The following is a 25444-nucleotide window of genomic DNA, read 5'->3' as shown; positions in this document are numbered from 1 at the left end:
CGGTCAGGAAGTGACGCGACGGCGGCGGCGCCACCACTCCCAGATCATCGGGAGCAGCGACATGCCGACCAGGATGATCGCGGCGATCTCGAGGTTGTCGCGGATCACCGCGACGCCGCCGAGGTAGTAGCCCATCAGTGTGATCGTCACCACCCAGAGCACGGCGCCGACCAGGCTCCACAGCAAGAAGTGGCGCCGATCCATCCGAGTGACGCCGGCGATCACGGTGACGAAGGTCCGCACTACCGGAACGAAACGGCCCAGGATCAGTGCACGGGCGCCGTGCCGCTCGAAGAACTCGTGGGTCTTGTCGATGTACTCCCGTTTGAGGAGCCGCCCGTCGCGTTCGTAGAGCGCCGGTCCGATCGCACGGCCGATCTCGTAGCCCACCACGTTGCCGGCGAACGCCGCCGTCACCAGCGCCAGCATCGCCACGGGGAGCGAGACCGGGATGTTGTCGCCGGCGATGAACAGTCCCATCGCGAAGAGCAGCGAGTCACCCGGCAGGATCGGGAAGAAGAGCCCGCACTCGACGAAGACGATCACCAGGCTGATCCAGAAGAACTCGCTCCCGAACCGGTCCAGCCACCATTGCGGGTCCATCCAACTGATCCCGAACAGCATCAGCGACAGGAACGGGCTCACGGCGGCGACCCTATCGGGGCACACCGAATCCGCCCGACGAACCTCCGGCGATGGGCACTACTGTGCACCCGATGGACCAGCGCGCGCCGTACGACCCGATGCCGCACGGCCCCACCGAGGTCGGCGTCGGCCCGTGGGTGGGGGAGTGGCCCACGGGCGAGGAGTACGACGTCCGGTTGTTGGCCGAGGGCGACCGGCGCAACGTGGTCGATCGCTACCGCTACTGGACGATGGAGGCGATTCGCGCCGATCTCGACACCCGGCGCCACGACTTCCACATCGCGATCGAGAACTGGCAGCACGACTTCAACATCGGCACCATCGTGCGGACCGCGAACGCCTTCCTGGCCGCCGAGGTCCACATCGTCGGCAACCGTCGGTGGAACCGTCGCGGTGCGATGGTGACCGATCGCTACCAGCATGTGCGGCACCACCCGGACGTGTCGGCGCTGGCTGACTACCTGGGCGGGCTGCCCTCGGGTGTGATGCCGTTGCTGGGCATCGACAACCTGCCCGGCTCGGCGCACCTGGAGACGATGAGGATGCCGCGTCGGGTGTGCTTCTTGTTCGGCCAGGAGGGGCCGGGGCTGTCGCAGGCTGCGCGGGCCGCGTGCGACCAGACGTTCTCGATCGCTCAGTTCGGGTCGACGCGGTCGATCAACGCCTCCGCCGCCGCCGCGATCACCATGCACGGCTGGATCCGCGAGCATGCGGACCTTTCCGGCGAGGCTGCCTGGCGGGGGTGAGGCTGGGCGGGCCTCGTCAGTGCTTGGTCTTGGAGTAGCAGACGACGACGTGGTCGCCAGTCTTCCAACGGTCGTCGAACGGCCAGCTGAAGCGGTAGTCCTCGGACGACACCAGATTGCGGCAGCGCTTGGTCCCGGCTTTGATGAACTTCTTCCTGCTGGGGTACTTCTTCGTCTTCATCACGAACGTGCCCGTGGCGCGGAACTGGTGGCGCTTGTTGCAGGTGGTCCAGATGAAGTTCTTCCCGACCAGGCACCGGGCGAGGTCGTCGGGGAGTGGAGGCGAGGGAAGCATCGGCACGATGTCGGTCGGCAGTGTGGCGAGCTTGTTGCCCTGGTAGCGGATGAGGTCACAGCGGATCCACCGTGCCCCCTTCCTCTTCTCCGCTTTGGTAGGCACGTACCACCCGCTGGTGTAGGTCGTCAGGTCCCGCAGGCGCATGGAGCCGCCGAGCGCCGCATCCCAGGCCGGATAGCACTTCCGATAGAGGATCTCGTTCACCTCGGGCATGGTGATCGTCGCCCAGGTGTACCTCTTCGGCAGCGTCACGACGGAGAGCACCTTGGCCGTGTGCCTGCCGGCGCAGTCGACGGTCGGTGAGGTGCTCGACTGCTGAAAGAGCTCCGCCATGTCGTAGTTGCGGCACTCGCCAACCGTCGGCCGGTGGTAGTCGGGGTCGCCAGCCGCAGCGGTAGCGGCGTGGCTGACTGCCGGGACGAGGCTGAGGGTGAGGCCGGCGATCAGGGCCGCGGCGAGGTGCTTCACGTCGTGCTCCTGTGATCCGAGGGTCGGGGGCGTACGGCGCGGGGCTCGCGGGCACGGCTGCCGCATCGTACGGCCCTGTCGGGCGGTCCCGCACCCGACATGGTGAGTCGGTGATCGAACCGTGACCGATGAGATCGGGCGTCTCGGCGAGGACTAGGGTGGAGCCACCGGTGCTGGGGCCCCGACACCCAGGGGAGGATCCCGGACCGTCTGCCCGGATCGTGCGCTAGGAGAACCCCGATGCCCATCGCGACCCCTGAGGTCTATGCCCAAATGCTCGACACGGCCAAGGAGAAGGGCTTCGCCTTCCCGGCCATCAACGTAACCTCCTCCCAGACGCTGAACGCGGCCCTGCAGGGCTTTGCCGAGGCCGGCTCCGACGGCATCGTGCAGGTCTCGACGGGCGGCGCGGAGTACTTCTCCGGACCCACGATCAAGAACATGGTCTCCGGCTCGGTTGCGTTCGCGGCGTACGCCGCCGAGGTCGCGAAGTCCTACCCGATCAACATCGCGCTGCACACCGACCACTGCCCCGAGCCGAAGCTGGACGGCTTCGTCCGGCCGCTGCTCGACATCTCCGCCGAGCGGGTGCAACGCGGCGAGGCTCCTCTCTTCCAGTCGCACATGTGGGACGGGTCCGCCGTACCTCTCACCCAGAACCTCGAGATCGCCCAGGAGCTGCTCGCCAAGGCCGCCGCGGCGCACATCATCTTGGAGATCGAGGTCGGCGTCGTGGGCGGCGAGGAGGACGGCATCGTCGGCGCCATCGACGACAAGCTCTACAGCACCCCCGAGGACGCGCTCGCCACCGTCGCCGCGCTGGGCATCGGCGAGAACGGCCGCTACATGACCGCTCTGACCTTCGGCAACGTGCACGGTGTCTACAAGCCCGGCAACGTCAAGCTGCGCCCGGAGGTGCTCAAGGCGGCCCAGGAGGCGGTCACCGCCAAGCTCGGCCTGCCCGAGGGCTCCCGCCCGTTCGACCTGGTCTTCCACGGTGGCTCCGGCTCGCTGCCGGAGGAGATCGCGGCCGCGGTCGACTACGGCGTGGTGAAGATGAACGTCGACACCGACACGCAGTACGCCTTCACCCGTCCGGTCGCCGACCACATGCTCAAGAACTACGACGGCGTGTTGAAGATCGACGGCGAGGTCGGCAACAAGAAGATCTACGACCCGCGTGCCTGGGGCAAGGCCGCCGAGGCTGGCATGGCCGCCCGCGTCGTCGAGGCGTGTGAGAACCTCCGCTCCGTGGGCCACTCCCTCGGCGCCTGAGCCTCCCGTCTGCTGGTTGGTCGTCTGTCGCGGGTCTGTGGTTGCGGTCCCCCGTCTGCCGCGGTGCTGTGGTGGGCAAACCGGGGTGAATCGGCCTTCGGAGCCACCACAGGACCGCGGCAGACAACCGAGCACCGCGGCAGACGAGGAGGCTGCGGGAGTTGGTGGACCAGATACCGTCCACAGGGGCCAACTCCGGGTGCCTGTCCACAGCCCGAGGGCTGTGGTCATCCGCGGCTCGCCCGTTCGGCGCACCGTGGTGGCATGTCAGACGAAGACATTCGAGGTGCGACTGGCCTTGCGGCGCAGTGGGGGCTCATCACCCGCAGACAGGCGCTGGACAGTGGCCACTCTCCGCAACAGGTGCGCACGCGTGCCGGCCCACGCGGTCCGTGGATCAGCGTGCGACGGGGTGTGTACGCCGTCCGTGAGAGGTGGGACGCCGCCAGCGACTCCGAGCGTGCCTTGATGGCGGATGTGGCTGCCCACCTTTCGATGAGGTTGCCCCATGCGTTGAGCCACGACTCGGCGGCGCGGGCGATGGACTTGCCCCTCCTGCGTCCCATGCGCCCGCTGATTCACGTCACCCGACAGGGCGTGCTCGGGACGCGCACCGAGTGGGGGGTCAAGCATCACCTCGGGCGGGAGTCCCCGGCCCAGATCAATGACCTGGACGGCGTCTTGGTCACAGGGCTGGCACGAACCTCTCTCGATCTTGCGCGTGAACACGGATTCCCCGCTGGCGTGGTCGCGATCGATGCGGCTCGGCGTCGCGGTGCGACTCCACGCGAGTATGAGCACGAGCTCGCCCGGATGAAGCACTGGCCGTTCGTCACGGTCGCCCGGCGCGCATTGCACTTCTCGGACCCCGGGGCCGAGAGTCCGGCGGAATCGCTGGGCCGGATCCTTGTCGATGAGCTTGGGCTCGGGGAGGTGCAGTCTCAGTTCGCGGTCCGGCTCGGGGACAGAACCGTGTGGTGCGACCTGCGTGTGGGCTGCCATGTGTTCGAAGTAGACGGCCGAGTGAAGTATCGCCGGGTGGAGGACGGCGGCCTTGCCGAGGATCCGAGCGAGGTCATCTGGGCGGAAAAGCTGCGCGAGCGCGACATCTGCTCGGTCGGCTTGGGCATGTCTCGCATCGTCTGGTCAGACTTCTGGGGTGAGCAGCGCGACCTCGCCATCGCCCGCCTCCGCCGAGAGTACGCGCTAACCCGGCAGCGGTTCGGCGACCGTCTTCCCGAGCACTTGGAGCGGTTCGCCAGGAGCCACCCACGGTCCGTCCGGTGAGGTCTACCGCTCGGTGGGCGCCCTGTCTGCCGCGGTGTTACGACGTCTGCCGCGGTGTTACGACGTCTGCCGCGGTGCAGTGGTGGCTCCGGGGGCCATTTCAGGCCGATTTGCCCACCACAGGACCGCGGCAGACGGGAAGACGGCCAGCACCGGGCCGCCAGCAGCGGGAGTCAGCCCAGCAGCTCGTCGTACGCCGCGGGGCTGGAGTCGCGGAGGAACTCCGAGCAGCGCTCCCACTCGTCGGTCTCGCCGATGGCGCGGGCGGAGGTGGCCAGGAGGGCGAGGCTACGCAGGAAACCGCGGTTGGGCTCGTGCTCCCAGGGGACCGGGCCGTGCCCCTTCCAGCCGTTGCGGCGCAGCACGTCCAGCGAGCGGTGGTAGCCGACCCGGGCATAGGCGTAGACCGTGACGTCGTCGGCGCCGGCCTCCTTCGCCTGCGTCGCGAGGGCGGCCCAGGCGGCGGGTGAGGCCGGACGGCGACGTACGACGGCAGCGGGCGGCTCGCCTGCCGCCAACTCGTCGTCGGCAGGATCGGCGGGCAGCAGCGTCGGTGGGGGACCGGCGAGCAGGTCGACATGGCTCATGTCGGACAGCCTCTCACCCCAGCGATCGAGCCGCCGACACCCCGGAAACAAGAACGTTCGAACTCGAACGTTCTCCGCGGGAGGAACAGTTGTCGGTGCCGAGGTGTTGAGTGGAGTCGTGACCCAGACGACCCAGCATGTCCAGGCCCGCACCGCGGCCCACGACAACCCGTGGCCAGCGCTGTTCGCGCTCTGCCTCGGCTTCTTCATGATCCTGGTCGACATGACCATCGTGTCAGTCGCGACGCCCGCGCTCATCGAGAACCTGCAGGCAGACGTCAACGACGTCGTGTGGGTGACCAGTGCCTACCTGTTGGCCTACGCCGGCCCGGTGCTGATCACCGGCAGGCTGGGAGACCGATTCGGGCAGAAACGGCTCTACCTGGTCGGCCTGGCCGTCTTCACGCTCTCCTCACTGTGGTGTGGGCTGACCGGCTCGGTCGGCATGCTGATCCTGGCGCGGGTGTTCCAAGGGCTGGGTGCGGCGATGATGACGCCGCAGACGATGGCGATCATCACCCGGATCTTCCCGGCCGACTCGCGCGGTCGGGCGATGTCGCTGTGGGGAGCGACCGCGGGCGTGGCGACGCTGGTCGGCCCGCTGCTGGGTGGTGTGCTGGTCGACGCACTCGGCTGGGAGTGGATCTTCTTCATCAACGTGCCGGTCGGCGTGCTCGGGTTCGTGCTCGCCTGGCGGTTGGTGCCGCACCTGGAGACCCACCCGCACAAGTTCGACTGGCTGGGGGTCGCACTGAGCGGCATCGGCATGGTGGCGCTGGTGTTCGGGATCCAGGAGGGTCATCAGTACGACTGGTCCACCATCACGGGCTGGATCTCGGTGCCGCTGCTGATCGGGCTGGGTCTGGTCCTCCTGATCGCCTTCGTGATCTGGCAGAGGTTCAACCGCAACGAGCCGCTGGTGCCGCTGAGCCTCTTCCGCGACCGCAACTTCTCGCTGGCCAACCTGGCTATCTCGAGCATGGGCTGTGCGGTGACTGCGCTGGGCTTCCCGCTGATGCTCTATGCCCAGCTCGTGCGCGGGCTCTCGCCGACCAAGGCTGCGCTGTTGATGGTGCCGATGGCGATCATGTCGATCGTGCTGGCGCCCGGCGTCGGGAAGCTCACCGACCGGGTGCATCCTCGGCTGCTCACCGTCTTCGGCTTCGCAGCGGTGATCGCCTCGCTGCTGTGGCTCGCCGCGGTGATGACACCGGACTCGGCGACCTGGGAGATCCTGCTGCCGATGGCGCTGCTCGGCACCGGCAGCGCCTTCGTCTGGGCGCCGACCAGCGCCACCGCCAACCGCAACCTGCCGATGCACCAGGCGGGTGCGGGTGCGGGTGTCTACAACGCGACCCGCCAGGTGGGTGCCGTGCTCGGCTCGGCGGCTATCGCGGTGTTGATCGACTCCCGGTTGGCAGCCAACGGCCTCGACTTCTCACCCAGCGAGGCCGGTGCTGCCGCAGGTGGTCTGCCGGCCGCTGTCCTCGACCCGTTCAGCAAGGCGATGGCAGAGGCCACCTTGCTGCCCGCGCTGGTCCTAGTGGTCGGGCTGGTCGCGTCGATGTTCTACGAACAGGCCAGACACCTGGCCGCTGCCGAGGCCACACCAGCGGCTGCGACAGCCGACTGACCGACCAAAGGGGTCAGCGGGCGAGCAGCGACCGGACCCGGTCGGTGCCCAGCGCCATGATCAGCGTGGGCAGCCGAGGGCCGCGCTCGGCACCGACCAGCAGCCGATAGAGCAGGCGGAAGAACTCCTTCTGGTCCGCCTTCACCTCGTCGGTGGGGGCGGCATCCACGGCCAGCCCGCGGGCGAGCTTCGGAACGCCGTACACCAGCGCCGTCACCGACTCCAGGTCCCCCGCCTCGCTAAGCCCCTCGCCCAGCAGATCCAGCCACTGTGACTCCCGCTCGGACAACCCGGCCAGCAGCTCGCTGTCCGGGGCGTCCCGCACCAGGGTGCGCTCCTCGGCGGGCACATAGCCGGCGACCCAGTTCATCGCCCGGCTCAACCGCGGCTCCAACTGGGCGACGCTGTCGTGGGCGTGGCCGACCTCGGAGACGATCCGGCTGATCTGCTCGGCCGACCCCGCGGTGACGTCGGCGACCGAGGAGAGCACCCGGAAGGGTACGACGACCTCGGGCGTCGGCAGCCGACCGGCCGCGGCGGTCGCGGACGCGCGCTCCCAGGCAAGCACCTGGACGTCACGCTTGGCCGGATCGGCGGCCTTGCGAGTCAGCGCGTCCCACTCGTCGTAGAGCCGCACCACCTCGGGCCCGAAGTCGATGTCGAAGGCCTGCTTGGGTTGTCGGCGCACGTAGAGCCAGCGCAGCAGCGGCGCCTCGAGCACCTCCAGCGCATCGGCGGCAGTCGGCACCCCGCCCTTCGAGGACGACATCTTGGTCATCCCGGCGAAGCCGACGAAGGAGTAGCGGAACCAGGTCGGCCGCGGCCACGCCCAGATCTTCTCGACCAGCTCGTGGCCGACAGTGAAGGACGACCCGGGGCTGGCATGGTCCGCGCCGGCGGGCTCGAAGTCGACCTTCTCGTAGGCCCACCGCATCGGCCAGTCGATCTTCCAGACCAGCTTGCCCTCGAACTGCGTGGACAGGTTCGTCACACCGCTGAAGTCGCAGGCGCGACAGACGTAGGCAAGATCGGTGGTCTCGTCGTCGTACGACGTGAGCGTGACCAGGTCGCGCTGACACTGGCGGCAGTAGGGCTTGTAGGGGAAGTTCCGCAGATCGTCTGCGGCGTCGTCTTCGCCCGCATCGCCGGCGTCGTCTTCGTCGAAGGCGACCGAGTCGGCGTACGCGGCGGCCTCCTCGTCGCTGTCGGTGCTGATCGCCTTCTTGGTGCGGTAGCGGTCCAGCACCTCGTCGATCTCGTGTCGACGGGCGACCACCTCGAGCACCTGGTCGCGATAGGCACCGGAGGTGTACATCTCGGCCTGGTCGATCTCGACCATCGTGCAGCCGAGCTCTCGCAGCGCATCGCGCAACGGCGCCTTGAAGTGCTCGGCCCAGCTGGGGTGGCACTCCCAAGGATCCGGCACGGCGGACAGCGGGCGGCCGATGTGGTCGTTCCAGGACTCGTCGACGCCGTGCGGCACCTTGCGGAAGCGGTCGAAGTCGTCCCAGCTCTGTAGATGCCGCACCGGCACGCCGCGGCGCTGGATCTCGTCGGCGACGAAGTGCACCGACAAGAACTCCCTCAAGTTGCCCAGGTGGATCGGACCGGACGGTGAGATGCCGGAGGCGCAGGTGACCAGGTTGCCCTCGCCCGCGTGCCGGATGGCGTCGTCCGCGGCGCGGGTGACCCAGTCGGTCGGGTCGCCACTGGATCCGCGTCGGGCCATCGGTCTGCTCCCGGTCTACTGGTAGGTCTGCTGGTGGTGGTCTGCTGGTCTGGATGCGACCCGCAACGCTAACAACCCTGTCTGGCCGCCCTCCACGGGGTTTCGCTGCGCGAGCAGAGCCGATGCGAAACCGGGCGAGTGGTGGCCCTCAGGCGGGGACGACCATGGAGTACGCCGCCGGCTCGACCCGCCAGGTCCGCTGCCGCTCGGGCCCGTAGACCTCGCCGTCCGCGGAGCACCAGAACTCCGCGCCGGACACCGAGACCTGCTCACCTCGGAGCGTGAGGACGTCGTCACGCTCGGCGTGGCGACGCACCAGCACTTGGGCGGAGTAGGCGACCCGGGCCACCGGGCCTACGGCCCGGGACACCAGCACGTCCACGCGGCCGTCGGTGGCGTCGGCTGCCGGCGTCAGGTCGGCGCCGCCACCCACCGAGCTGCCGTTGCCGATCGCGACCATCAGCACGGGTTGGTCGAGATCGTTGACCACCTCGCCGTCGACCTCGACTCGGAGTCGCAGGGTGGGTGGCATCACGATGGCCTGCACGACGCCGATGGGATAGCCGAGGCGGCCCAGGTCGACCCCGCCGATGCCGACCGAGCCGAGCCGTTCCTTCCAGCCCGCGCCCTTGGTCGCTGCCTCGGCGCCCACCCCCACGTGGACGTTGTTGACGACCACGTCGCCGACCTCGTCGACGATCAGGTCGATCGGTCGCACCGTCCCGTGCAGGACCACCCGGGCGGCCTCCTCCACGTCGAGCGGGACGTCGAGGTGCCGGGCGAAGTCGTTGCCGGTGCCGAGTGGCAGCAACCCGAGCACGGCTCGCTTGAGGTCGTGGCGGCGGTAGAGCGCGGCGATGACCGCATGCAGACTGCCGTCGCCGCCGGCGACCACGATCCGCCGCGACCCGGCACGGTGAAGCACGCCGTCGAACTCGCTGGGGCTGGAGGTGCTGGCCAACTCGACGGACGCCTCGGACCGGAGCACGGCCAGTCCGCGCTCCAGGGCCTCTTGGTCGGCCGTCCCGGCGTCGCTGTTGCTGATCACCAGCAGTGGGTCCACCATGCGGACGATACCTGGGCACGTTCTTGGTAGCGTGCCTTGCGCAACCCGATCGGTGGGCCAAGCAGACGAGGTGGAGGAGGGCGCGATGCCCGCGATCGTGATCCTAGGCGCCCAATGGGGCGACGAAGGCAAGGGCAAGGCCACCGACCTTCTGGCGACGACGGAGACCATCCACTACGTCGTGCGGACCTCGGGTGGGCACAACGCCGGACACACGATCGTCGTGGACGGCCAGAAGTTCGCGACCCATCTGCTGCCGTCGGGGATCCTCACCCCGGGGACCACCTCGGTGATCGGCAACGGGGTCGTGGTCTCGCCCGAGGCGCTCTTCGCCGAGCTCGACGCCTTGCGCGACCAAGGGGTGGAGATCTCCCCTCTCATCGTGTCGGCGAACGCCCACGTCATCGCGTCGTACCACTCCACGATCGACAAGGTGACCGAGCGCTTCCTCGGCGCCAACCGGATCGGCACCACCGGGCGCGGCATCGGTCCGGCGTACTCCGACAAGGTCAACCGTCTCGGCATCCGCGTCGCAGACCTCTTCGACGAGGGCATCTTGCGGCAGAAGGTGGAGTCGTCGCTGGAGGTCAAGAACCACCTGCTGGCCAAGGTCTACAACCGCCGGGCGATCGAGCCGGAGGCAATCGTCGAGGAGTTGCTGGGGTATGTCGACCGCTTGCGCCCGCTGGTCGCCGACACCTCGTTGCTGCTCAACCGGGCCCTCGACGACGGCCAGACGGTGCTGTTCGAGGGAGCCCAGGCGACCATGCTCGACGTCGACCACGGGACCTACCCGTTCGTGACCTCCTCCTCGCCGGTGGCCGGCGGCGTCTGCATCGGTGCCGGGGTCGGCCCGACCCGGATCGACCGGGTGATCGGGGTCATCAAGGCCTACACCACGCGGGTCGGCGCCGGCCCGTTCCCCACCGAGCTGTTCGACGAGGACGGCGAGAAGCTCTGGAAGATCGGCGGCGAGGTCGGCGTCTCGACGGGCCGCAACCGCCGGTGCGGGTGGTACGACGCCGTGGTCGCCCGCTATGCCTCCCGGATCAACGGGCTGACGGACCTGTTCCTCACCAAGCTCGACGTGCTCTCGTCGTGGGAGCGGGTGCCGGTCTGTGTGGCCTACGACGTCGACGGCGAGCGCCACGACGAGATGCCGATGACGCAGACCGAGTTCCACCACGCTCGCCCGATCTACGAGTTTCTCCCGGGCTGGTGGGAGGACATCTCCGGCTGCCGCTCCTTCGCCGACTTGCCGCCCAACGCCCAGCGCTATGTCGAGACGCTCGAGGAGATCTCGGGCACCCCGATCTGGGGTGTCGGTGTCGGCCCCGGCCGTGAGCAGACGCTGCTCGTCCGGGACTGAGCGACGCTACTAGGATCGACGCCCGTGAGGACCCTGGTGATCGGGACGGGCGGGCGCGAGCATGCGCTGGCATGGGCGCTGAGTCGCGACCCGGGCGTGAGCGAGGTGCACGCGGCGCCGGGCAACCCGGGCATCGCCGAGGTTGCGACGCTGCACGACGTCGACCCGATGGACGGGGCGGCGGTGGCTGACTTGGCTCGGGAGCTGGGCATCGATCTGGTCGTCGTCGGCCCGGAGGCGCCGCTGGTCGCGGGTGTCGCGGATGCGGTGCGTGCGGCTGGGATCGCCTGCTTCGGCCCGACCCGGCAGGCGGCTCAGCTGGAGGGTTCGAAGGCGTTCGCCAAGGACGTCATGCAGGTTGCCGGAGTCCCCACCGCGAGTGCTCGCGTCTGCGAGACGGCGGAGGAGGCGGCTGCTGCGCTCGACGATCTCGGGGCGCCGTACGTCGTCAAGGACGACGGTCTCGCCGCCGGCAAGGGCGTCGTCGTGACCGAGGACCGCCAAGCGGCGCTGGACCACGCCGCGGCCTGTGGCCGCGTGGTCATCGAGGAGTACCTCGACGGTCCCGAGGTCTCCCTCTTCGCCCTCACCGACGGACGCACCGTCTACCCACTTCAGCCGGCCCAGGACTTCAAGCGCATCGGAGACGGCGACCAGGGACCCAACACCGGCGGGATGGGCGCCTACACGCCCCTGCCCTGGGCGCCGGACGACCTGGTCGACGACGTGTTGCGCACCGTGCTGCAGCCGACCGTCGACGAGATGACGCGCCGCGGCACGCCGTTCGCGGGTCTCCTCTACGCGGGCCTTGCCCTGACCTCGCGCGGCGTCCGTGTCATCGAGTTCAACGCCCGCTTCGGTGACCCCGAGACGCAGCCGCTGATGGCCCTGCTCGACTCGCCGCTCTCACCGCTGCTGTACGCCGCCGCGACGGGCACCCTCGCCGCCGTGCCCCCGCCGGCGTGGAAGCCCGGTGCGGCCGTGGCCGTGGTGATGGCCAGCAAGGGCTACCCGGAGTCTTCCTCGAGTGGTGACGTGATCGACGGCGTGGAGAGCCTGGCCGGTCGCGACGACGTGCACGTCCTGCACGCGGGGACGGCGCGCGACGCCGGGGGCCATCTCGTCACCGCCGGCGGTCGGGTGCTCGCCGTGACCGCCGTCGGCGCCGACATCGCCGACGCTCGCGCGAAGGCCTACCACGGGATCGAGGCCATCAGCTTCCCCGGCGCCCAGTGGCGCACCGACATCGCCAATGGCCGCTGAGCCCTTCGCGCCGGGGACGCGGATCGTCGTCCGTGAAGTGCTGCACGGGTTGCCATGGTTGGAGTTCTCGGAGCGAGTTGTCTCCGACGACGGCTCCGTCTTGGCGAGCGTGCTGACCGAGGGCAGTCCGCTTGTACTCGACGACGCGGCTGACGTCGCTGCATTGCTGGAGCGCGATGACCGGTGGTGGAGGCCCCGGGGCGACTGGACTCCGCGTGGCTGAGGAGAAGCTGTCCGAGAGCGGCGGGACGATGCGCAGGCTGACGGGACTCGCCGCGGACCCGGGTGCGGTGGACCAGTCGGGGCTTGAGCCGCTGCGGCTGCCGGTCGACGGGCCTCCGGCCCGCCTGGCGGGCGACTCGCCATACCTCGTCGAGGGAACTGTCATCACCTGGCACTACGCCCTCGGCGTCGACCCGCTACGTGTCGTGCGTGACGACTCCCGTGGGCTGGTGGCCTGGCTGTCAGCTGGCTCCCAGCGGATCGCCGCGGTGCCGAACGACGGTCTCGGCCTGCGCGACCGCTCGCTGGAAGAGCGGGCGGAGCTGGTCTTGAAGGGTGCCTACGAACACAGGCTCTCGACCTGGCAGGGCGACGGCATCTTGAGGATCGCGCCGACCGGCGTGCCGTGGTCGCTCTGGTACTTCTGGGACAGTGACGCGTTCGCCGGCCACTACATCAATCTCGAGCTGGTCCACCACCGAGCCGATCGACGGGTGATCACTCGCGACCTGACCCTCGATCTGTGGCTCGACGCGGCCGGTGAGCTGTGGCTCAAGGACGAAGACGAGCTGGCGGCATTCACCCGGGCCGGTGGACTTACCGCGGAGCAGTCCGCGGTCATTACTGCCCTCGCCGATGTCTGTCGTCGCGACCTCATCGAGCCGCGCGCCTGGCCACTCGACGAGGGCTGGGAGTCGTGGCGACCGCCGGCCGGGTGGGACGAGCCGCTGAACCTCCCGACCAGCCCATGAGGCCAGTCGGACAGGCAAACGACGCCTACGGGTGCTCCGCCCCGTGTGGTCGATCGCCGCAGAGGCCCGTTTGCCTGTCCGACTGGCCGCCGAGCGGTCGTCGTACTCCCGGCGCCGTAGCATTCCACCCGTGAGTGTCCCCAACGTGCTGGCCAACCGCTATGCCTCGGCCGAGCTCCGCGACATCTGGTCCCCCGAGCACAAGATCGTGCTCGAGCGGCGGCTGTGGCTGGCGGTGCTGACGGCGCAGCGCGACCTGGGCGTGGATGTCCCCGAGGGCGTGATCGCGGACTACGAGAAGGTCGTCGACCAGGTCGACCTCGACTCCATTGCCGCGCGTGAACGGGTGACGCGGCACGACGTGAAGGCACGCATCGAGGAGTTCAGCGCGCTCGCCGGCCACGAGCACATCCACAAGGGAATGACCTCGCGCGACCTGACCGAGAACGTCGAGCAGCTGCAGGTGCGACAGTCCCTGGCGCTGCTGCGTGATCGCGCCGTCGCCGCCCTCGCGCGACTGGCCCGGCTGGCCGCCGAGCACGAGACCACGGTGATGGCTGGTCGAAGTCACAACGTGGCTGCTCAGGCGACCACGCTCGGCAAGCGGTTCGCCACGGTGGCTGACGAGCTGCTGGTCGCGGTGCAGCGGGCGGAGGAACTGCTCGCGCGCTATCCGCTCCGTGGCATCAAGGGGCCGATGGGCACCAGCCAGGACATGCTGGACCTGCTCGACGGCGACGCCGACAAGCTCGCCGAGCTCGAGCGTCGAGTGGCCACCCACCTCGGCTTCGACCACACCCTGACCAGCGTCGGTCAGGTCTACCCCCGCAGCCTCGACTTCGACGCCCTCGCCGCCCTGGTCCAGCTGGTGGCGGCGCCGTCCAACCTGGCCACCACGATCCGGCTGATGGCCGGGCTAGAGCTGGTTACCGAGGGGTTCCAGGAGGGTCAGGTCGGCTCGTCGGCGATGCCGCACAAGATGAACACCCGGTCCTGCGAGCGGGTCAACGGCCTGGCCGTCGTGCTGCGCGGCTACCTGTCGATGGTCGGCGAGCTGGCCGGTGATCAGTGGAACGAAGGCGACGTCTCCTGCTCGGTCGTACGCCGGGTCGCGCTGCCCGACGCGTTCTTCGCCGCGGACGGCCTGTTCCAGACCTTCCTCACCGTCCTCGACGAGTTCGGTGCGTTCCCCGCGGTGATCCAGCGCGAGCTGGACCGCTATCTGCCGTTCTTGGCCACCACCAAGGTGTTGATGGCGGCCGTGCGCGCGGGGGTCGGCCGAGAGGCCGGTCACGAGGCGATCAAGGACGCAGCGGTCGGTGTCGCTCTGGACATGCGACAGGGCCAGGCCGAGAACGACGTCTTCGACCGGCTGGCCGACGACTCCCGGCTGCCGCTGAACCGCGAGCAGATCGACGAGCTGGTGGCCAAGCCGATCGCCTTCACCGGCGCGGCTGTCGCCCAGACCGAGGAGGTCTGCCGCAAGGTCGCCGCCGTGGTCGCAAACCATCCCGGTGCGGCGGCGTACTCACCCGGCGCGATCCTCTAGCGACCAGCGGGCCGGGCCGGGCGACACTGGTGTGGATGAGCAGCGGTCGACGGCTTTGCCTGCCGGTTGAGCCGCCTCGACCTCAGGAGGCCCGACCATGACCGGTGATGCTCCAGACCAGACAGCGTTGTCGTCCCTGGCGAGCACAGTGGCGGAGATGTCGGCACTCGTCGCCGATGAGATCGCCGACCACGTCGTCCGCACGCCGTTGGTGCACTACGCCGCGGCCAGCGAGCTCTGTGGGGCGAGGTTGCTGGTCAAGAGCGAGCATCAGCAGCGGACCGGTTCGTTCAAGGTCCGTGGCGCGCTGGCGAAGATCCTCAGCCTGTCGCCGGAGGACAGGACCGCTGGCGTCGTGACGGCCTCCAGCGGCAACCACGGACTCGGCGTCGCGCAGGCCCTGCAATCGCTCGGTGGCGCCGGGATCATCTGCGTCCCGGAGAGGGCATCGACGGCGAAGGTCGCAGCGCTGCGACGGTACGACGACGTGGAGGTCCGCTTCCTCGGTCGGGAGGCCGGCGAGACCGAAGGACTCGCCCGGACGCTGGCCACGGAGCTCGGCATGACCTATGTCAGCCCCTACAACGATCTCGACGTGATCGCGGGGCAGGGCACCGTCGGGCGCGAGATCGTCGAGCAGCTCGGGTCAGACCCGGTCGATGCCGTCGTCGTCGCGGTGGGTGGGGGCGGACTGATCTCCGGCGTCGCGGCCGCGATCAAGAGTGCCTTCCCGGAGACCTGGGTCATCGGCGCCTCCCCGGCCAACGACGCCGCCATGGCCGCCTCTGTCAAGGCCGAGCGCGTGGTCGACGTCGACGCGCAGCCCACGATCAGCGACGGCACGGCGGGCGGCATCGAGTCGGGAGCCGTCACGCTCCCCCTGTGCCGCGAGCTGGTCGACGAATGGATGCTGGTGACCGAGGGGCAGATCCACGAGGCGCTGCAACTGGTCATCGACACCGAGCACCAGCTCGTCGAGGGCGCGGCTGCCACCGCGATCGCCGCGGCCCTCCAGGCGGGGCCGTTGCGACCCGGGCAGACGATTGCTGTCGTCTCCTGTGGCGCGAACATCTCGACTTCGACGCTGCGCGTGGCCCTCGGTCCGGCGGCCTGACGCGTGCCGGAGCTGACGACGGGGCTCTAGGGTGATGTTGTCGTGACAACTCCGTCCCGCAGCCACGACGACCTGATGGCTCGCGACGGCACCTACGCCGAGCTCTACCGCATCCAGGCGGCCAGCTACGCGTAGTAGACACGCGCTCCACCAGCTGGCTACACCAGCGCGAAACCGTCGTGGTTGGCGAGCTTGGTCGCGACGGCCCGGAGGTCGGCGCGCCAGACCTCCTCGGGCGGCGGAGGCAGCATCTCGTCCCACTCGGCCGCGAAGGAGCCCAGCACGGGGGAGAGTCGCGCCGTGCGGGCGAGGAACCAGGTGTGCAGGTGCTCCGACCCGTCGCCCCATCGGCAGACATGGACCCGGCCGATGTGGGGCATCCGCTCGATGATCCGGCACAGCCACACCGACAGGCGGCCATATTCGGCGGCCAGGTCGTCGCCCATGTCGGCGAAGTCGAGATGCTCCTTGCTGTGCAGCCACAGCACCAGTGGCAGCCCGGTCGGAGCCGGCGGATGGGTGACCTTCCAGCGGTCGTTCTCCCAGATCCGGATAGCGTTGCCGTCGCCGACACAGCTGAAGCAGCCCACTCCGTCGGCACCGGCGCGGGGTGGCTCGGCCTCGATCACCTCGACCACCTTCGGCACCAGCTCACCGTCGATCAGCTCCCAGGGGAAGATCTCCCATTCGTGCACCGGCGGCATCGGCAGTCGACCGCCCTCGCCGACCGCGGTCTGGATGCGCGCCTGGACCTCTTCGGCTGACTCCGGCATTCCCCCAGCCTGCCAGAGCCGTGCGACCGGCGTACGGTGACCCCGCACCGCCGTACGCCGCCGGCCGGTGAGCCCTCAGGCCTGCCGCAGCAGCCGGTCGAGCTTCGCCTCGAGCCTGGCGATGTCGCCTCGCGTCGCGCCCTGTTCGGACTCCCGTAGGGAGGCGACAATGGACCCGCTGGGTTCGAGACGCACATCGTCGACCTCGGCCACGCTGTTGGCGCCCTGCCGACGCAGCGCTGCCTCGACGTCGGCCAGCCGCAAACCCTCCTGCTTCAGCGCCTCAGGCAGCCACTTCCCGTCCTCGGCCAGCGTCGTCGGGGCGCCTTCGATGATGCGCGCGGCGCGGTCGTTGGAGCGCACCACCCGCACGATCACGGCGTTGACGGCCAGCAAGGTCACCGCGCCGATCAGGCCACCGAGGAGGGAGTTGTCGGGGCCGATGATCGCGTTCTGCACCACGTTGGAGAGCAGCAGCATCACCACCAGGTCCATCGTGTTGAGCTGGGCCAGGTCGCGCTTGCCCGCCAGCCGGAGCAGGACGGAGACGGCGACATAGACCGCGATCGTCCGCACCAGCTTGTCGGGGACTGAGGTTCCGATGTCCATCAGGTCGTTCCACATGGGGACATCGTGGCGGACTCGCCTGTCGCCGAACAGCCTGTCGCCGAATAGGCTGACGCCATGGCGGAGCTGAACATCCCAGACGCGCCCGCGATCAGCGGCACCACTCATGTCCACTCCGGGAAGGTGCGTGACCTCTACCGCATCGACGAGGGCGAGCATGCCGGCCGACTGCTGATGGTGGCCAGCGACCGGATCTCCGCGTTCGACTTCATCCTCGACACCCGCATCCCCGACAAGGGCGAGATCCTCACCCGCATGTCGCTGTGGTGGTTCGACCAGCTCGCCGACCTGGTGCCCAACCACGTCGTGTCCACCGACGTCCCGACCGAGGTGAAGGGCCGGGCGGTGATCTGCGAGGCGCTCGAGATGTACGCCGTCGAATGCGTCGCTCGCGGGTATCTCACCGGGTCGGGTCTGCTCGACTACGACGCCAGGGGTGAGGTGTGCGGGATCCCGCTGCCGGCCGGACTCCTCGACGGGTCGCGACTGCCGGAGCCGATCTTCACCCCCGCCACCAAAGCCGAGCTGGGCGACCACGACGAGAACGTGTCCTATGCCGCCGTCGTCGGCAGCGTCGGCGACGCGACGGCTGCGGAGCTGCGCAAGCTGACCCTGGCCGTCTATGGCCGGGCCGAGCAGATCGCCCGGAAGCGCGGCATCATCCTCGCCGACACCAAGCTCGAGTTCGGTCGCCGCGACGACCACACGATGGTGCTCGCCGACGAGGTGCTGACTCCCGACTCCAGCCGGTTCTGGCCCGCCGACGAGTGGCAGCCGGGCCGCGCCCAGCCGTCGTACGACAAGCAGATCGTGCGCAACTGGCTGCTCTCGCCGGAGTCCGGCTGGGACCGCGCCGGTGGCACGCCGCCGCCCCCGCTGCCCACCGAGGTCGTCGAGCGCACCCGCTCTCGCTATCTCGAAGCGTTCCAGCGGCTCACCGGCCAGCAGTTCTGACCCGTCGACCACAGGGTTATGAGCCCAGCGAGCTACCGAGCTGCTCCACCCCGCGTCGGCTGGCCCCTACTAGCGGACCACTGGACTGCGCCGCTTGAACGGGCCCTTAGTCGTGTGGGGCGATCACGGCCATTCTCACCGGAGGCGGGTGCTCTCGGACGAGCTCGCGCATCGTGGGGTCGGCCGCGAGGGCCTGCCGAGCTCGGTGCAGGCGCATCCGGGCTGCGCCCGGCTTGATGCCGAGCACTACGGCGACCTCGGCCGGGGTCATCCGCTCCCACTCCACCAGCAAGATCAGCTCGCGGTCCTCGGGAGACAGCCGCAACAGCGCCGTCGCGACTGCCTCCTCCAGCCGATGGTCCGGCCCCTGCGCCGCCACGTCGAGCGGCACCGGGTACCCGGCGTGCTCTTCCTCCCGGCCACGACGTCGCGACTCGGCTAGGAGGAGCCGGCGGGCCGTGCCGAAGAGCCAGGCCCGCCTCAGGACGGGTCCCGGAAGATCCGCGCGACGCCGCCACGCGACGGCGTAGACCTCGGCAACCAGGTTCTCCGGGTCGGCGTCGGTCCGTCGTCTCATATAGCCGAACAGTTCAGGCGCGGTCGTCCGGTAGAACTGCTCGAACTCCTCGGTCGTGATCGTGCGTGCCATGTTCAGTCCCACCCGGTCCTGGTCAGTCCCGCGGCAGCGGGAGTGCCTGCAGGTAGGCCACGGCGCGGTCGGTGTCGAGCGCCTGCGGGAAGTCCGGCATCTGCGCGGCGGTGCAGGGTCCCCAGACACCGAGCACGGCAGCCATGGCGTCGCGATCGTTATCCTGGGCGGCCTTGCGGACCAGCGGGAAGTAGCCGGCCGGGGTGTTCTCCACCCAAACCGTCCGCGTCACTCGCTGCCCCGTTCTCGGGTCGAGGATCCGCTTGCGCCGGTACTCGATCCGCTGCTCGGGGTCGACGTCGGTGACCGCCGGCCAGGCCGTGGCGCCCTCCAGCATCTCAGCGGCTCGGGTCTGGCCGGTGGCGTCGCCGGAGGCCATTGCTGCGGACCAGCTGTTGGCCCAGGAGCAGACCGCGTCGCGGGCAACCCAGTAGCGCATCGCGCCGGTGGTCGCGTCGCCGCTGTGCTCGTTCTCGGCATCACGCCGCTCGTCGGCCACCAGCGCCCGCAGCGCGATCGCGCGGGTGGCCTTGCTGGGGAACGGGATGTCGTCGGTCACCTCATCGATCACCGAGGGGAAGTCCGGCGCGGTGGCGTCGAGGTACTCGCCCGGCCCACCCAGCTCAAGGTCCTCAGCGTCCGCTGGGTAGCGGCCGGTGTGGGCGGACAGCACCGCCGCAGTGGCGACGCCACCCACTCCCAGGATCGCCGCGACGACTGCGGCTCCGATGGCGACCCGCGGCCGGCGACGACGCGGCACCTCGGCGGTCGGCAGGTCCTCCCGGACCCTGGCCCAAGTCCGGTCCAGCTCCGTCTCGGATGCCGTCAGCACCGGTGGCGCAGCGGCGGTGATCGTCCGAGAGTGCTCGTCAGTCCATCGCGGCGTGTGCATGCTTCCTCCAGGAAGTGGGTTATCAGCCTTCACCATGGATGTGTCAGGCCGTCACAGAGGCCCGCAGCAGTTGGCACTGCTTCCTCCCAGATGTGCGGAGATCCTGCTTGGCAGCCTTCACGGTCGTTCCCGTGGCGCGGATCTTGCGGACCTCGCCGTCCCAGTCGCGGAAGCGTGCTTCGGCGCGAACGGTGCCAGCCTCGGTCGAGATGGTGCTGATGTCGCCGGCCACACCACCGCATTACTCCGAGGTAGGGCATAGCGTCGAGTCATGGACGTTCTGCGCACGAAGTCGATCGAGCAGTCCCTGGCCGACACCGAGGATCCGGAGTTCCAGCTCAAGCGGCGACTGACCGCTCTGGACCTCACCGTCTTCGGCGTCGGTGTGATCATCGGGGCCGGCATCTTCACTCTCACCGGTCGGGTCGCCCAGGCCTATGCCGGGCCTGCGGTGGTCTTCTCGTTCGTGCTCGCGGCGGTCTGCTGTGGCCTGGCGGCGCTGTGCTACGCCGAGTTCTCCTCGACGGTGCCGGTGTCGGGGTCGGCCTACACGTTCTCCTACGCCACCCTCGGCGAGATCGTCGCTTGGATCATCGGCTGGGACCTGCTCTTGGAGATGATGCTGGGCGCGTCGGTCGTCGCGCAGGGGTGGGCGTCGTACTTCGAGACCTTCCTCAACCAGATCGGCGTGGCGTGGCCAGAGCACCTCGGCTACGGCGACCGGTTCAACCTGGCCGCGTTCTTGCTGGTGGCACTGCTGACCGCGCTAGTGGCCTACGGCATCAAGGAGTCGCTGCGGGTCAACCTGGTCCTGGTCGGGGTCAAGCTCTTCATCGTCTTGTTCGTGATCGTCGCCGGGATCGGCTTCATCAACAAGGACAACTACCACCCGTTCGTCCCGAAGGGGCAGCCGATCGAGGGCAACGAGAAGGTCCTGCACACGCCGCTGCTGCAACTGATCACCGGCAGCCCGCAGGCGTACGGCGTCGCCGGGATCATGTTCGCCGCCTCTCTCGTCTTCTTCGCCTACATCGGCTTCGACGTGGTGGCCACCACCGCGGAGGAGGCGGCGAACCCGCAGCGGGATCTGCCGCGCGGCATCATCGGCTCGCTGGTGATCTGCACGATCCTCTACGTCGCGGTGGCGCTGGTGATCACCGGGATGGTCAAGTACTCCGACATCAACCCCGACGCCGCCCTCGCCTCGGCCTTCATCGATCGGGGCAAGGACGGCTATGCGACGTTGATCTCGGCCGGTGCCGTCGCCGGTCTGACGACAGTCGTGATGACCCTGATGATCGGTGCGGTCCGAGTCACCTTCGCGATGAGTCGTGACAACCTGCTGCCCACCGCGATCGCCCGGACCTCGCCGAAGACCGGAACGCCGGTGCTGCTCAGTGTCGCCATCGGCGCCGTGGTCGCGGTGGTCGCCTCGGTGACCCCGGTCGGCAAGCTGGAGGAGATGGTGAACATCGGGACTCTCACCGCGTTCTTCCTGGTCTCCCTCTCCGTGCCGGTCCTGCGCCGCAACCGAGGGGACCTCGCGCGCTCCTTCCGGGTGCCCTGGTCGCCGTGGCTGCCCTGGCTGTCCGCACTGATCTGCCTGTTCTTGATGATCAACCTGACCGTCGAGACCTGGCTGCGGTTCCTGATCTGGATGGTGATCGGCTTCGTCATCTACTTCGCCTACGGCTACCGGCACTCCCGGGTCGGCCGAGGGATCGGGATCCCCGCGCGGGACTACTCTCGCCACGACGAGTGAGCCGGGCTGGGCTGGCCCAGCCCGGGGAGACGGCGGGCCGCTTCGCGGCTAGATTCAGGTCATGTTGAACCTGTCGATCTTCCTCGAGGACTCCGCCCGCAAGTACCCCTCGCGCACCGCGCTGGTGCTCGGCGAGATGCAGTTGACCTACGCCCAGGTCGACGCGATGGCCAGCCAGGTGGCGGGCTATCTGGTCTCCCAGGGGGTCGGACCAGGTGATCGGGTCGCGCTGAGCTGCCCCAACCTGCCCTACTTCCCGGTCGTCTACTACGGGATCCTCAAGGCCGGCGCTGTCGTCGTACCCCTCAATGTGCTCAACAAGGGCCGCGAGAACACCTACTACCTCGACGACTCCGGCGCCAAGGTCTACTTCTGCTTCGAGGGCACCCCCGAGCTCGCCATGGGCGAAGAGGGGTACGCCGGCTTCCAGGCCGCCGCTGGGTGCGACCAGTTCGTGATGATGACCGCGCAGCTCGGCGCTCCCTCGCCGATCGAGGGCGTGCCGACCCTCGCCGAGGTCCTGGGTGGTCAGCCGCCGACCTGCGAGACCGTAGTGCGAGAGGAGACCGACACCGCGGTCATCCTCTACACCAGCGGCACCACCGGCCAGCCCAAGGGTGCGGAGCTCACCCACGCGAACCTGGTGCTGAACGCGCTCACCTGCAACCGGCTGTTCTCCTCCCAACCGGCCACCGACACCCATCTGGTCACCCTGCCGCTGTTCCACTCCTTCGGCTCGACGGTGCAGATGAACGCCGGCTTCTCGGTGGCCGCCACCTTGGTGCTGCTGCCGCGCTTCGAACCGGCCGCCGCGGTGGCGCTGATGGATCAGCACGAGGTGAGCTACTTCGCCGGCGTCCCGACGATGTGGTGGGGCCTGCTCGGTGCGCTCGAGGGCGCCAACGTCGAGAAGATCGCAGGCAACCTGCGGATGGCGGTCTCCGGTGGGGCCAGCCTGCCCGTGGAGATCATCAAGGAGGTCAAGGCCCGGCTCGGCGTGCAGGTCCTGGAGGGCTACGGCCTGTCGGAGACCTCGCCGGTCGCGACCTTCTCCGACCCCGATCGCGATCCCCGGCCGGGCTCGATCGGCGTCCCGATCTGGGGCGTCGAGGTGAAGCTGATCGACGCCGACTGGAACACCGTCGACGAGGTGGGGGAGATCGGCGAGATCGCGATCCGCGGCCACAACATCATGCGCGGCTACCTGAACCGCCCCGAGGCCACGGCCGAGGTCATCCGCAACGGCTGGTTCCGCACCGGTGACCTGGCCCGCCGCGACGAGGACGGGTTCTACTACATCGTCGACCGGTCCAAGGACATGATCATCCGCGGTGGCTACAACGTGTATCCCCGCGAGATCGAGGAAGTCCTGATGACCCACCCCGGTGTCTCGCTCGCCGCCGTCATCGGCGTCCCCGACGAGGTCCACGGCGAGGAGATCAAGGCCGTCGTCATCCGTCAGCCCGGCTCCTCGCTCACCGAGCAGGAGTTGGTCGCCTGGGGCAAGGAGCAGATGGCGGCCTACAAGTACCCCCGCAGCGTCGAGTTCGTCGACTCCCTCCCGATGACCGCCACCGGGAAGATCCTCAAGCGCGAGCTGAAGTAGCGCGGACTGTGGCCGGGTTGCTGGCCGGCGGGGGTGCTCGCCGATAGGGCGGCTACCGGGGAAGCAGTCCTCGGGTTCCGGCTGCTGGCCGGGTTGCTGGTCGCCTCCGGTTGCGACCGACAGGGCAGCTACCGGGAGAGCAGTCCTTGTGTTCTGGCTGCTGGCCGGGTCACGGTCGTCTTCGGCTTCATCGTTTGGGCTGAAACTGCAGGCCGGCTGCCTCCCGGAGCCCGTCTGCTGTTGTTTCGGAACAATCGGCGTGCTGTTTCGGTCCAAACGCCGTGATCCCATGGCTTCTCGGGCGGATGGGTGCATCGATTGTTCCAAAACAACATCCCACACGCCGTTTTCGATGTCGTTTGCGCCCAATCGACGAGGTCTCGGCCCTAGGTCGGGTGAGAGTGCGTCGTTTGTTCCGAAACAGCACACCGAATGGACCGAAACCACATCCCGCCCCATCTGGTGCGGTGCTGTGGTGCCTGGAGACCCGGTATACCGGGCACTTTGCCACCACAAGACCGCAGCAGACGCAAGAAGACCGCAGCAGACACCCACCCCCGCCACGAGAACCCGGGCAACACCAGCCACCCGGCCAACAACCCGAACCACGGGACTCTCCCGGCTTAGCTGCCCCGTCGGTCGCCACCACAGATCACCAGCGACCCGGCCAGCGAGCAAGGACCACGAGCGGCGCTGATCCGTCGTAGGTGCCTTTCGGTGGTCACCACCAACGACCAGCAACCCGGCAGCGGCCCGAGCCCACGGCGGCACTCCCCGGCGTAGCTGCCCGTCGATCGCCACCACCAGCAACCCGCCAACGCACGGCTCCACCGTGGTGTGCCGTCCGCGGATCCAGGCTCAGGCGAAGGGGTCGGGCAGGGCGCCGGGGAGGCCGGCCAGCAGTTCGCGAGCCTGGGCGGCGTGCTTGTGCTCGACGAGGACTTCGTACTTCGTGGCGACCACCGTGCTGATCGAGGAGAAGTCGCGCTGGCCGCGGGTGGCGGCGTAGCCCGCCAGCGCCCAGATCAGGCCGAAGACGGCGCCGAACGCTGCCGTGCCGATCACTTCGCCGACGCCCCAGGACTTGCTGAAGAGCAGGAAGATCACGCCGATGAAGAGTCCGAGCCAGACGCCGGACAGAATGCCGCCGGCGGCGATCTTGCCCCAGGTCAGTCGTCCGGTGATCCGCTCGATCTGCTTCAGCTCGGTGCCGACGATCATGCAGTTCTGGACCGGGAACTCCTTGTCGGACAGGAAGTCGACGGTGCGCTGAGCTTCGGGATAGGTCGGATAGACGGCCAGCGACTGCGGGAACTCCAACTGGAGGTGTTGCATCGCGCTACGAAGCGGGCCGGGCTGTGAGGTTGCCATGGCTCCAGTGTGCCCGGTTCGGGGGCGCCGTCGGACACCGCGTCGGCGAGACGGGTGGCGAGCCTGCCTGGGCCGAGCTCAGTGCTGAGCGAGTTGGCCGACCTGGGTCAGCCAGGGGATCATGGCAGCCAGGCCGAGCAGCATGGCGATCATGACGTTGTCGATGTTCTCGAACATGGGGTCGACGCTAGGTCCGGGCCGTGGTGCCCCGTGGCGGAATGGCGAAACACGTGCAGTCTTTACCGTTCGGGAGCTGGCCGGGCCGCGTCGGAGCGGCGGCGCCATACGACGGAGGGCTAGTGGTCTAGGCCAGGGACGGCGCCATCGGATGGTCGGCGGTTCGGGCCGTGCGGCTTCACCTCCTGATCCCCGACCCTGCTCCACCGATAGACTCGGGACCAACCTCTGCCGCTCGAAGTCAGGAGCCCCCACTGTGGCGCGATACGTCGTCGACGTGATGCCCAAGCCAGAGATTCTCGACCCGCAGGGCAAAGCCGTCCTCGGGGCGCTGCCTCGGCTGGGATTCGAGGGCGTGACCGACGTGCGGCAGGGCAAGAGGTTCGAGCTGGAGCTCGACGGCGACGCGAGCCCGGAGCGCCTCAAGGAAGTCCGCAAGATGGCGGAGACGCTGCTGTCGAACCCGGTCATCGAGGACTTCGAGGTCCACGTCGCCGACCAGCCGGTCGCCGTCGTGGAGGAGGTCGAGGAGTCCGCCCCGGTCGAGGAGCCGACCGACGAAGCGGTCGAAGAGTCGGCTGCTGGTGAAGCGGCCCCGGAGGTCGAGCCGGCTCCGGACGTCGAGGCGAC

24 protein-coding genes and 1 pseudogene are annotated in these 25444 nt (G+C 68.9%); 14 read left to right on the top strand and 11 right to left on the bottom strand.

The features are described from left to right. Nucleotides 1–3 precede the first annotated feature (3 nt). Nucleotides 4–645: a VTT domain-containing protein gene (locus QM714_RS11420; protein ID WP_415100510.1), complete on the bottom strand. Its 642-nt coding sequence runs from the start codon at nt 643–645 to the stop codon at nt 4–6. 50 nt (nt 646–695) lie between these two features. Here QM714_RS11420 and QM714_RS11415 point away from each other — a divergent pair, with 50 nt between their 5' ends. After that, nucleotides 696–1391 (top strand): TrmH family RNA methyltransferase, encoded by a 696-nt coding sequence (locus tag QM714_RS11415; protein ID WP_415100508.1) that lies wholly within the window; start codon nt 696–698, stop codon nt 1389–1391. Nucleotides 1392–1407: 16 nt separating this feature from the next. On the opposite strand, the gene QM714_RS11410 is transcribed toward QM714_RS11415, so the two are convergent. Then, the gene (locus QM714_RS11410) at nt 1408–2157 is read right to left on the bottom strand and encodes a septum formation family protein (RefSeq protein ID WP_415100506.1); all 750 of its coding nucleotides are present in this window, start codon (nt 2155–2157) and stop codon (nt 1408–1410) included. Nucleotides 2158–2397: 240 nt separating this feature from the next. Between QM714_RS11410 and fbaA the strand changes: the two genes are divergently transcribed. Together fbaA and QM714_RS11400 are read left to right on the top strand one after the other, a co-directional pair. Beyond that, nucleotides 2398–3432, top strand: coding sequence for a class II fructose-bisphosphate aldolase (fbaA, locus tag QM714_RS11405; RefSeq protein ID WP_415100504.1), 1035 nt, complete (start codon nt 2398–2400; stop codon nt 3430–3432). Between the two features lie 264 nt (nt 3433–3696). Beyond that, on the top strand, nt 3697–4719 hold the full coding sequence (locus tag QM714_RS11400; RefSeq protein WP_415100502.1) for a hypothetical protein: 1023 nt from the start codon (nt 3697–3699) through the stop codon (nt 4717–4719). 173 nt (nt 4720–4892) lie between these two features. On the opposite strand, the gene QM714_RS11395 is transcribed toward QM714_RS11400, so the two are convergent. Continuing rightward, nucleotides 4893–5306 (bottom strand): DUF3151 domain-containing protein, encoded by a 414-nt coding sequence (locus tag QM714_RS11395; protein WP_415100500.1) that lies wholly within the window; start codon nt 5304–5306, stop codon nt 4893–4895. Between the two features lie 118 nt (nt 5307–5424). On the opposite strand from QM714_RS11395, the gene QM714_RS11390 reads away from it, so the two are divergent. Further along, nucleotides 5425–6939 carry a DHA2 family efflux MFS transporter permease subunit gene (locus tag QM714_RS11390; RefSeq protein ID WP_415100498.1) on the top strand — a complete coding sequence of 505 codons (1515 nt, stop codon included), beginning with the start codon at nt 5425–5427 and terminating at the stop codon, nt 6937–6939. A gap of 13 nt (nt 6940–6952) precedes the next feature. Here the strand turns inward: QM714_RS11390 and lysS are convergent, their stop codons facing one another. Both lysS and QM714_RS11380 read right to left on the bottom strand, forming a co-directional pair. Beyond that, the gene (gene lysS, locus QM714_RS11385) at nt 6953–8668 is read right to left on the bottom strand and encodes a lysine--tRNA ligase (RefSeq protein WP_415100496.1); all 1716 of its coding nucleotides are present in this window, start codon (nt 8666–8668) and stop codon (nt 6953–6955) included. A 148-nt stretch (nt 8669–8816) separates the two neighbouring features. Next, on the bottom strand, nt 8817–9731 hold the full coding sequence (locus QM714_RS11380; RefSeq protein ID WP_415100494.1) for a diacylglycerol/lipid kinase family protein: 915 nt from the start codon (nt 9729–9731) through the stop codon (nt 8817–8819). 88 nt (nt 9732–9819) lie between these two features. Between QM714_RS11380 and QM714_RS11375 the strand changes: the two genes are divergently transcribed. The 6 genes from QM714_RS11375 (at nt 9820) to QM714_RS11350 (ending at nt 16003) form a co-directional block, all read left to right on the top strand. After that, nucleotides 9820–11103 carry an adenylosuccinate synthase gene (locus tag QM714_RS11375; RefSeq protein ID WP_415100492.1) on the top strand — a complete coding sequence of 428 codons (1284 nt, stop codon included), beginning with the start codon at nt 9820–9822 and terminating at the stop codon, nt 11101–11103. 24 nt (nt 11104–11127) lie between these two features. Next, complete coding sequence (purD, locus tag QM714_RS11370; protein WP_415100490.1) at nt 11128–12366, top strand: phosphoribosylamine--glycine ligase; 1239 nt, start codon at nt 11128–11130, stop codon at nt 12364–12366. Continuing rightward, complete coding sequence (locus QM714_RS11365) at nt 12356–12589, top strand: hypothetical protein (protein WP_415100488.1); 234 nt, start codon at nt 12356–12358, stop codon at nt 12587–12589. Before purD ends, QM714_RS11365 begins: the two co-directional genes overlap by 11 nt. After that, nucleotides 12582–13340, top strand: coding sequence for a DUF402 domain-containing protein (locus QM714_RS11360; RefSeq protein WP_415100486.1), 759 nt, complete (start codon nt 12582–12584; stop codon nt 13338–13340). Before QM714_RS11365 ends, QM714_RS11360 begins: the two co-directional genes overlap by 8 nt. 130 nt (nt 13341–13470) lie before the next feature. After that, nucleotides 13471–14889 (top strand): adenylosuccinate lyase, encoded by a 1419-nt coding sequence (gene purB, locus QM714_RS11355; protein WP_415100484.1) that lies wholly within the window; start codon nt 13471–13473, stop codon nt 14887–14889. Nucleotides 14890–14986: 97 nt separating this feature from the next. Continuing rightward, nucleotides 14987–16003: a pyridoxal-phosphate dependent enzyme gene (locus QM714_RS11350; RefSeq protein ID WP_415100482.1), complete on the top strand. Its 1017-nt coding sequence runs from the start codon at nt 14987–14989 to the stop codon at nt 16001–16003. A gap of 158 nt (nt 16004–16161) precedes the next feature. Here the strand turns inward: QM714_RS11350 and QM714_RS11345 are convergent, their stop codons facing one another. Further along, the gene (locus tag QM714_RS11345) at nt 16162–16776 is read right to left on the bottom strand and encodes a hypothetical protein (protein ID WP_415100480.1); all 615 of its coding nucleotides are present in this window, start codon (nt 16774–16776) and stop codon (nt 16162–16164) included. 75 nt (nt 16777–16851) lie between these two features. After that, on the bottom strand, nt 16852–17400 hold the full coding sequence (locus QM714_RS11340) for a DUF421 domain-containing protein (protein ID WP_415100478.1): 549 nt from the start codon (nt 17398–17400) through the stop codon (nt 16852–16854). Between the two features lie 60 nt (nt 17401–17460). Between QM714_RS11340 and QM714_RS11335 the strand changes: the two genes are divergently transcribed. Continuing rightward, nucleotides 17461–18357: a phosphoribosylaminoimidazolesuccinocarboxamide synthase gene (locus QM714_RS11335; RefSeq protein ID WP_415100476.1), complete on the top strand. Its 897-nt coding sequence runs from the start codon at nt 17461–17463 to the stop codon at nt 18355–18357. A 106-nt stretch (nt 18358–18463) separates the two neighbouring features. On the opposite strand, the gene QM714_RS11330 is transcribed toward QM714_RS11335, so the two are convergent. Genes QM714_RS11330 through QM714_RS11320 form a run of 3 tightly spaced genes read right to left on the bottom strand, consistent with a single transcriptional unit; the run spans nt 18464 to nt 20130 of the window. After that, nucleotides 18464–19006, bottom strand: a complete 543-nt coding sequence (locus QM714_RS11330; protein ID WP_415100474.1) for an RNA polymerase sigma factor — start codon at nt 19004–19006, stop codon at nt 18464–18466. 22 nt (nt 19007–19028) lie between these two features. Further along, nucleotides 19029–19898 (bottom strand): hypothetical protein, encoded by an 870-nt coding sequence (locus QM714_RS11325; protein WP_415100472.1) that lies wholly within the window; start codon nt 19896–19898, stop codon nt 19029–19031. 43 nt (nt 19899–19941) lie between these two features. Beyond that, a complete protein-coding gene (locus QM714_RS11320) occupies nt 19942–20130 on the bottom strand; it encodes a hypothetical protein (RefSeq protein WP_415100470.1) in 189 nt (62 codons plus the stop codon). Between the two features lie 39 nt (nt 20131–20169). Between QM714_RS11320 and QM714_RS11315 the strand changes: the two genes are divergently transcribed. Together QM714_RS11315 and QM714_RS11310 are read left to right on the top strand one after the other, a co-directional pair. Continuing rightward, nucleotides 20170–21660, top strand: a complete 1491-nt coding sequence (locus QM714_RS11315; RefSeq protein ID WP_415100468.1) for an amino acid permease — start codon at nt 20170–20172, stop codon at nt 21658–21660. Between the two features lie 61 nt (nt 21661–21721). Then, complete coding sequence (locus tag QM714_RS11310) at nt 21722–23266, top strand: long-chain-fatty-acid--CoA ligase (RefSeq protein WP_415100466.1); 1545 nt, start codon at nt 21722–21724, stop codon at nt 23264–23266. Between the two features lie 858 nt (nt 23267–24124). Here the strand turns inward: QM714_RS11310 and QM714_RS11305 are convergent. Then, nucleotides 24125–24637: a general stress protein gene (locus QM714_RS11305; RefSeq protein ID WP_415100464.1), complete on the bottom strand. Its 513-nt coding sequence runs from the start codon at nt 24635–24637 to the stop codon at nt 24125–24127. A gap of 433 nt (nt 24638–25070) precedes the next feature. On the opposite strand from QM714_RS11305, the pseudogene purS reads away from it, so the two are divergent. Further along, nucleotides 25071–25352, top strand: a pseudogene (purS, locus tag QM714_RS11300) (phosphoribosylformylglycinamidine synthase subunit PurS); the annotation flags it as partial. Nucleotides 25353–25444 lie beyond the last annotated feature (92 nt).

Origin of the sequence: Nocardioides sp., assembly GCF_047602075.1 — a bacterium.
GTDB lineage: Bacteria > Actinomycetota > Actinomycetes > Propionibacteriales > Nocardioidaceae > Nocardioides.
Note: the sequence above shows the minus strand (reverse complement) of the source record. Positions and strands in the feature narration are given on the sequence as shown.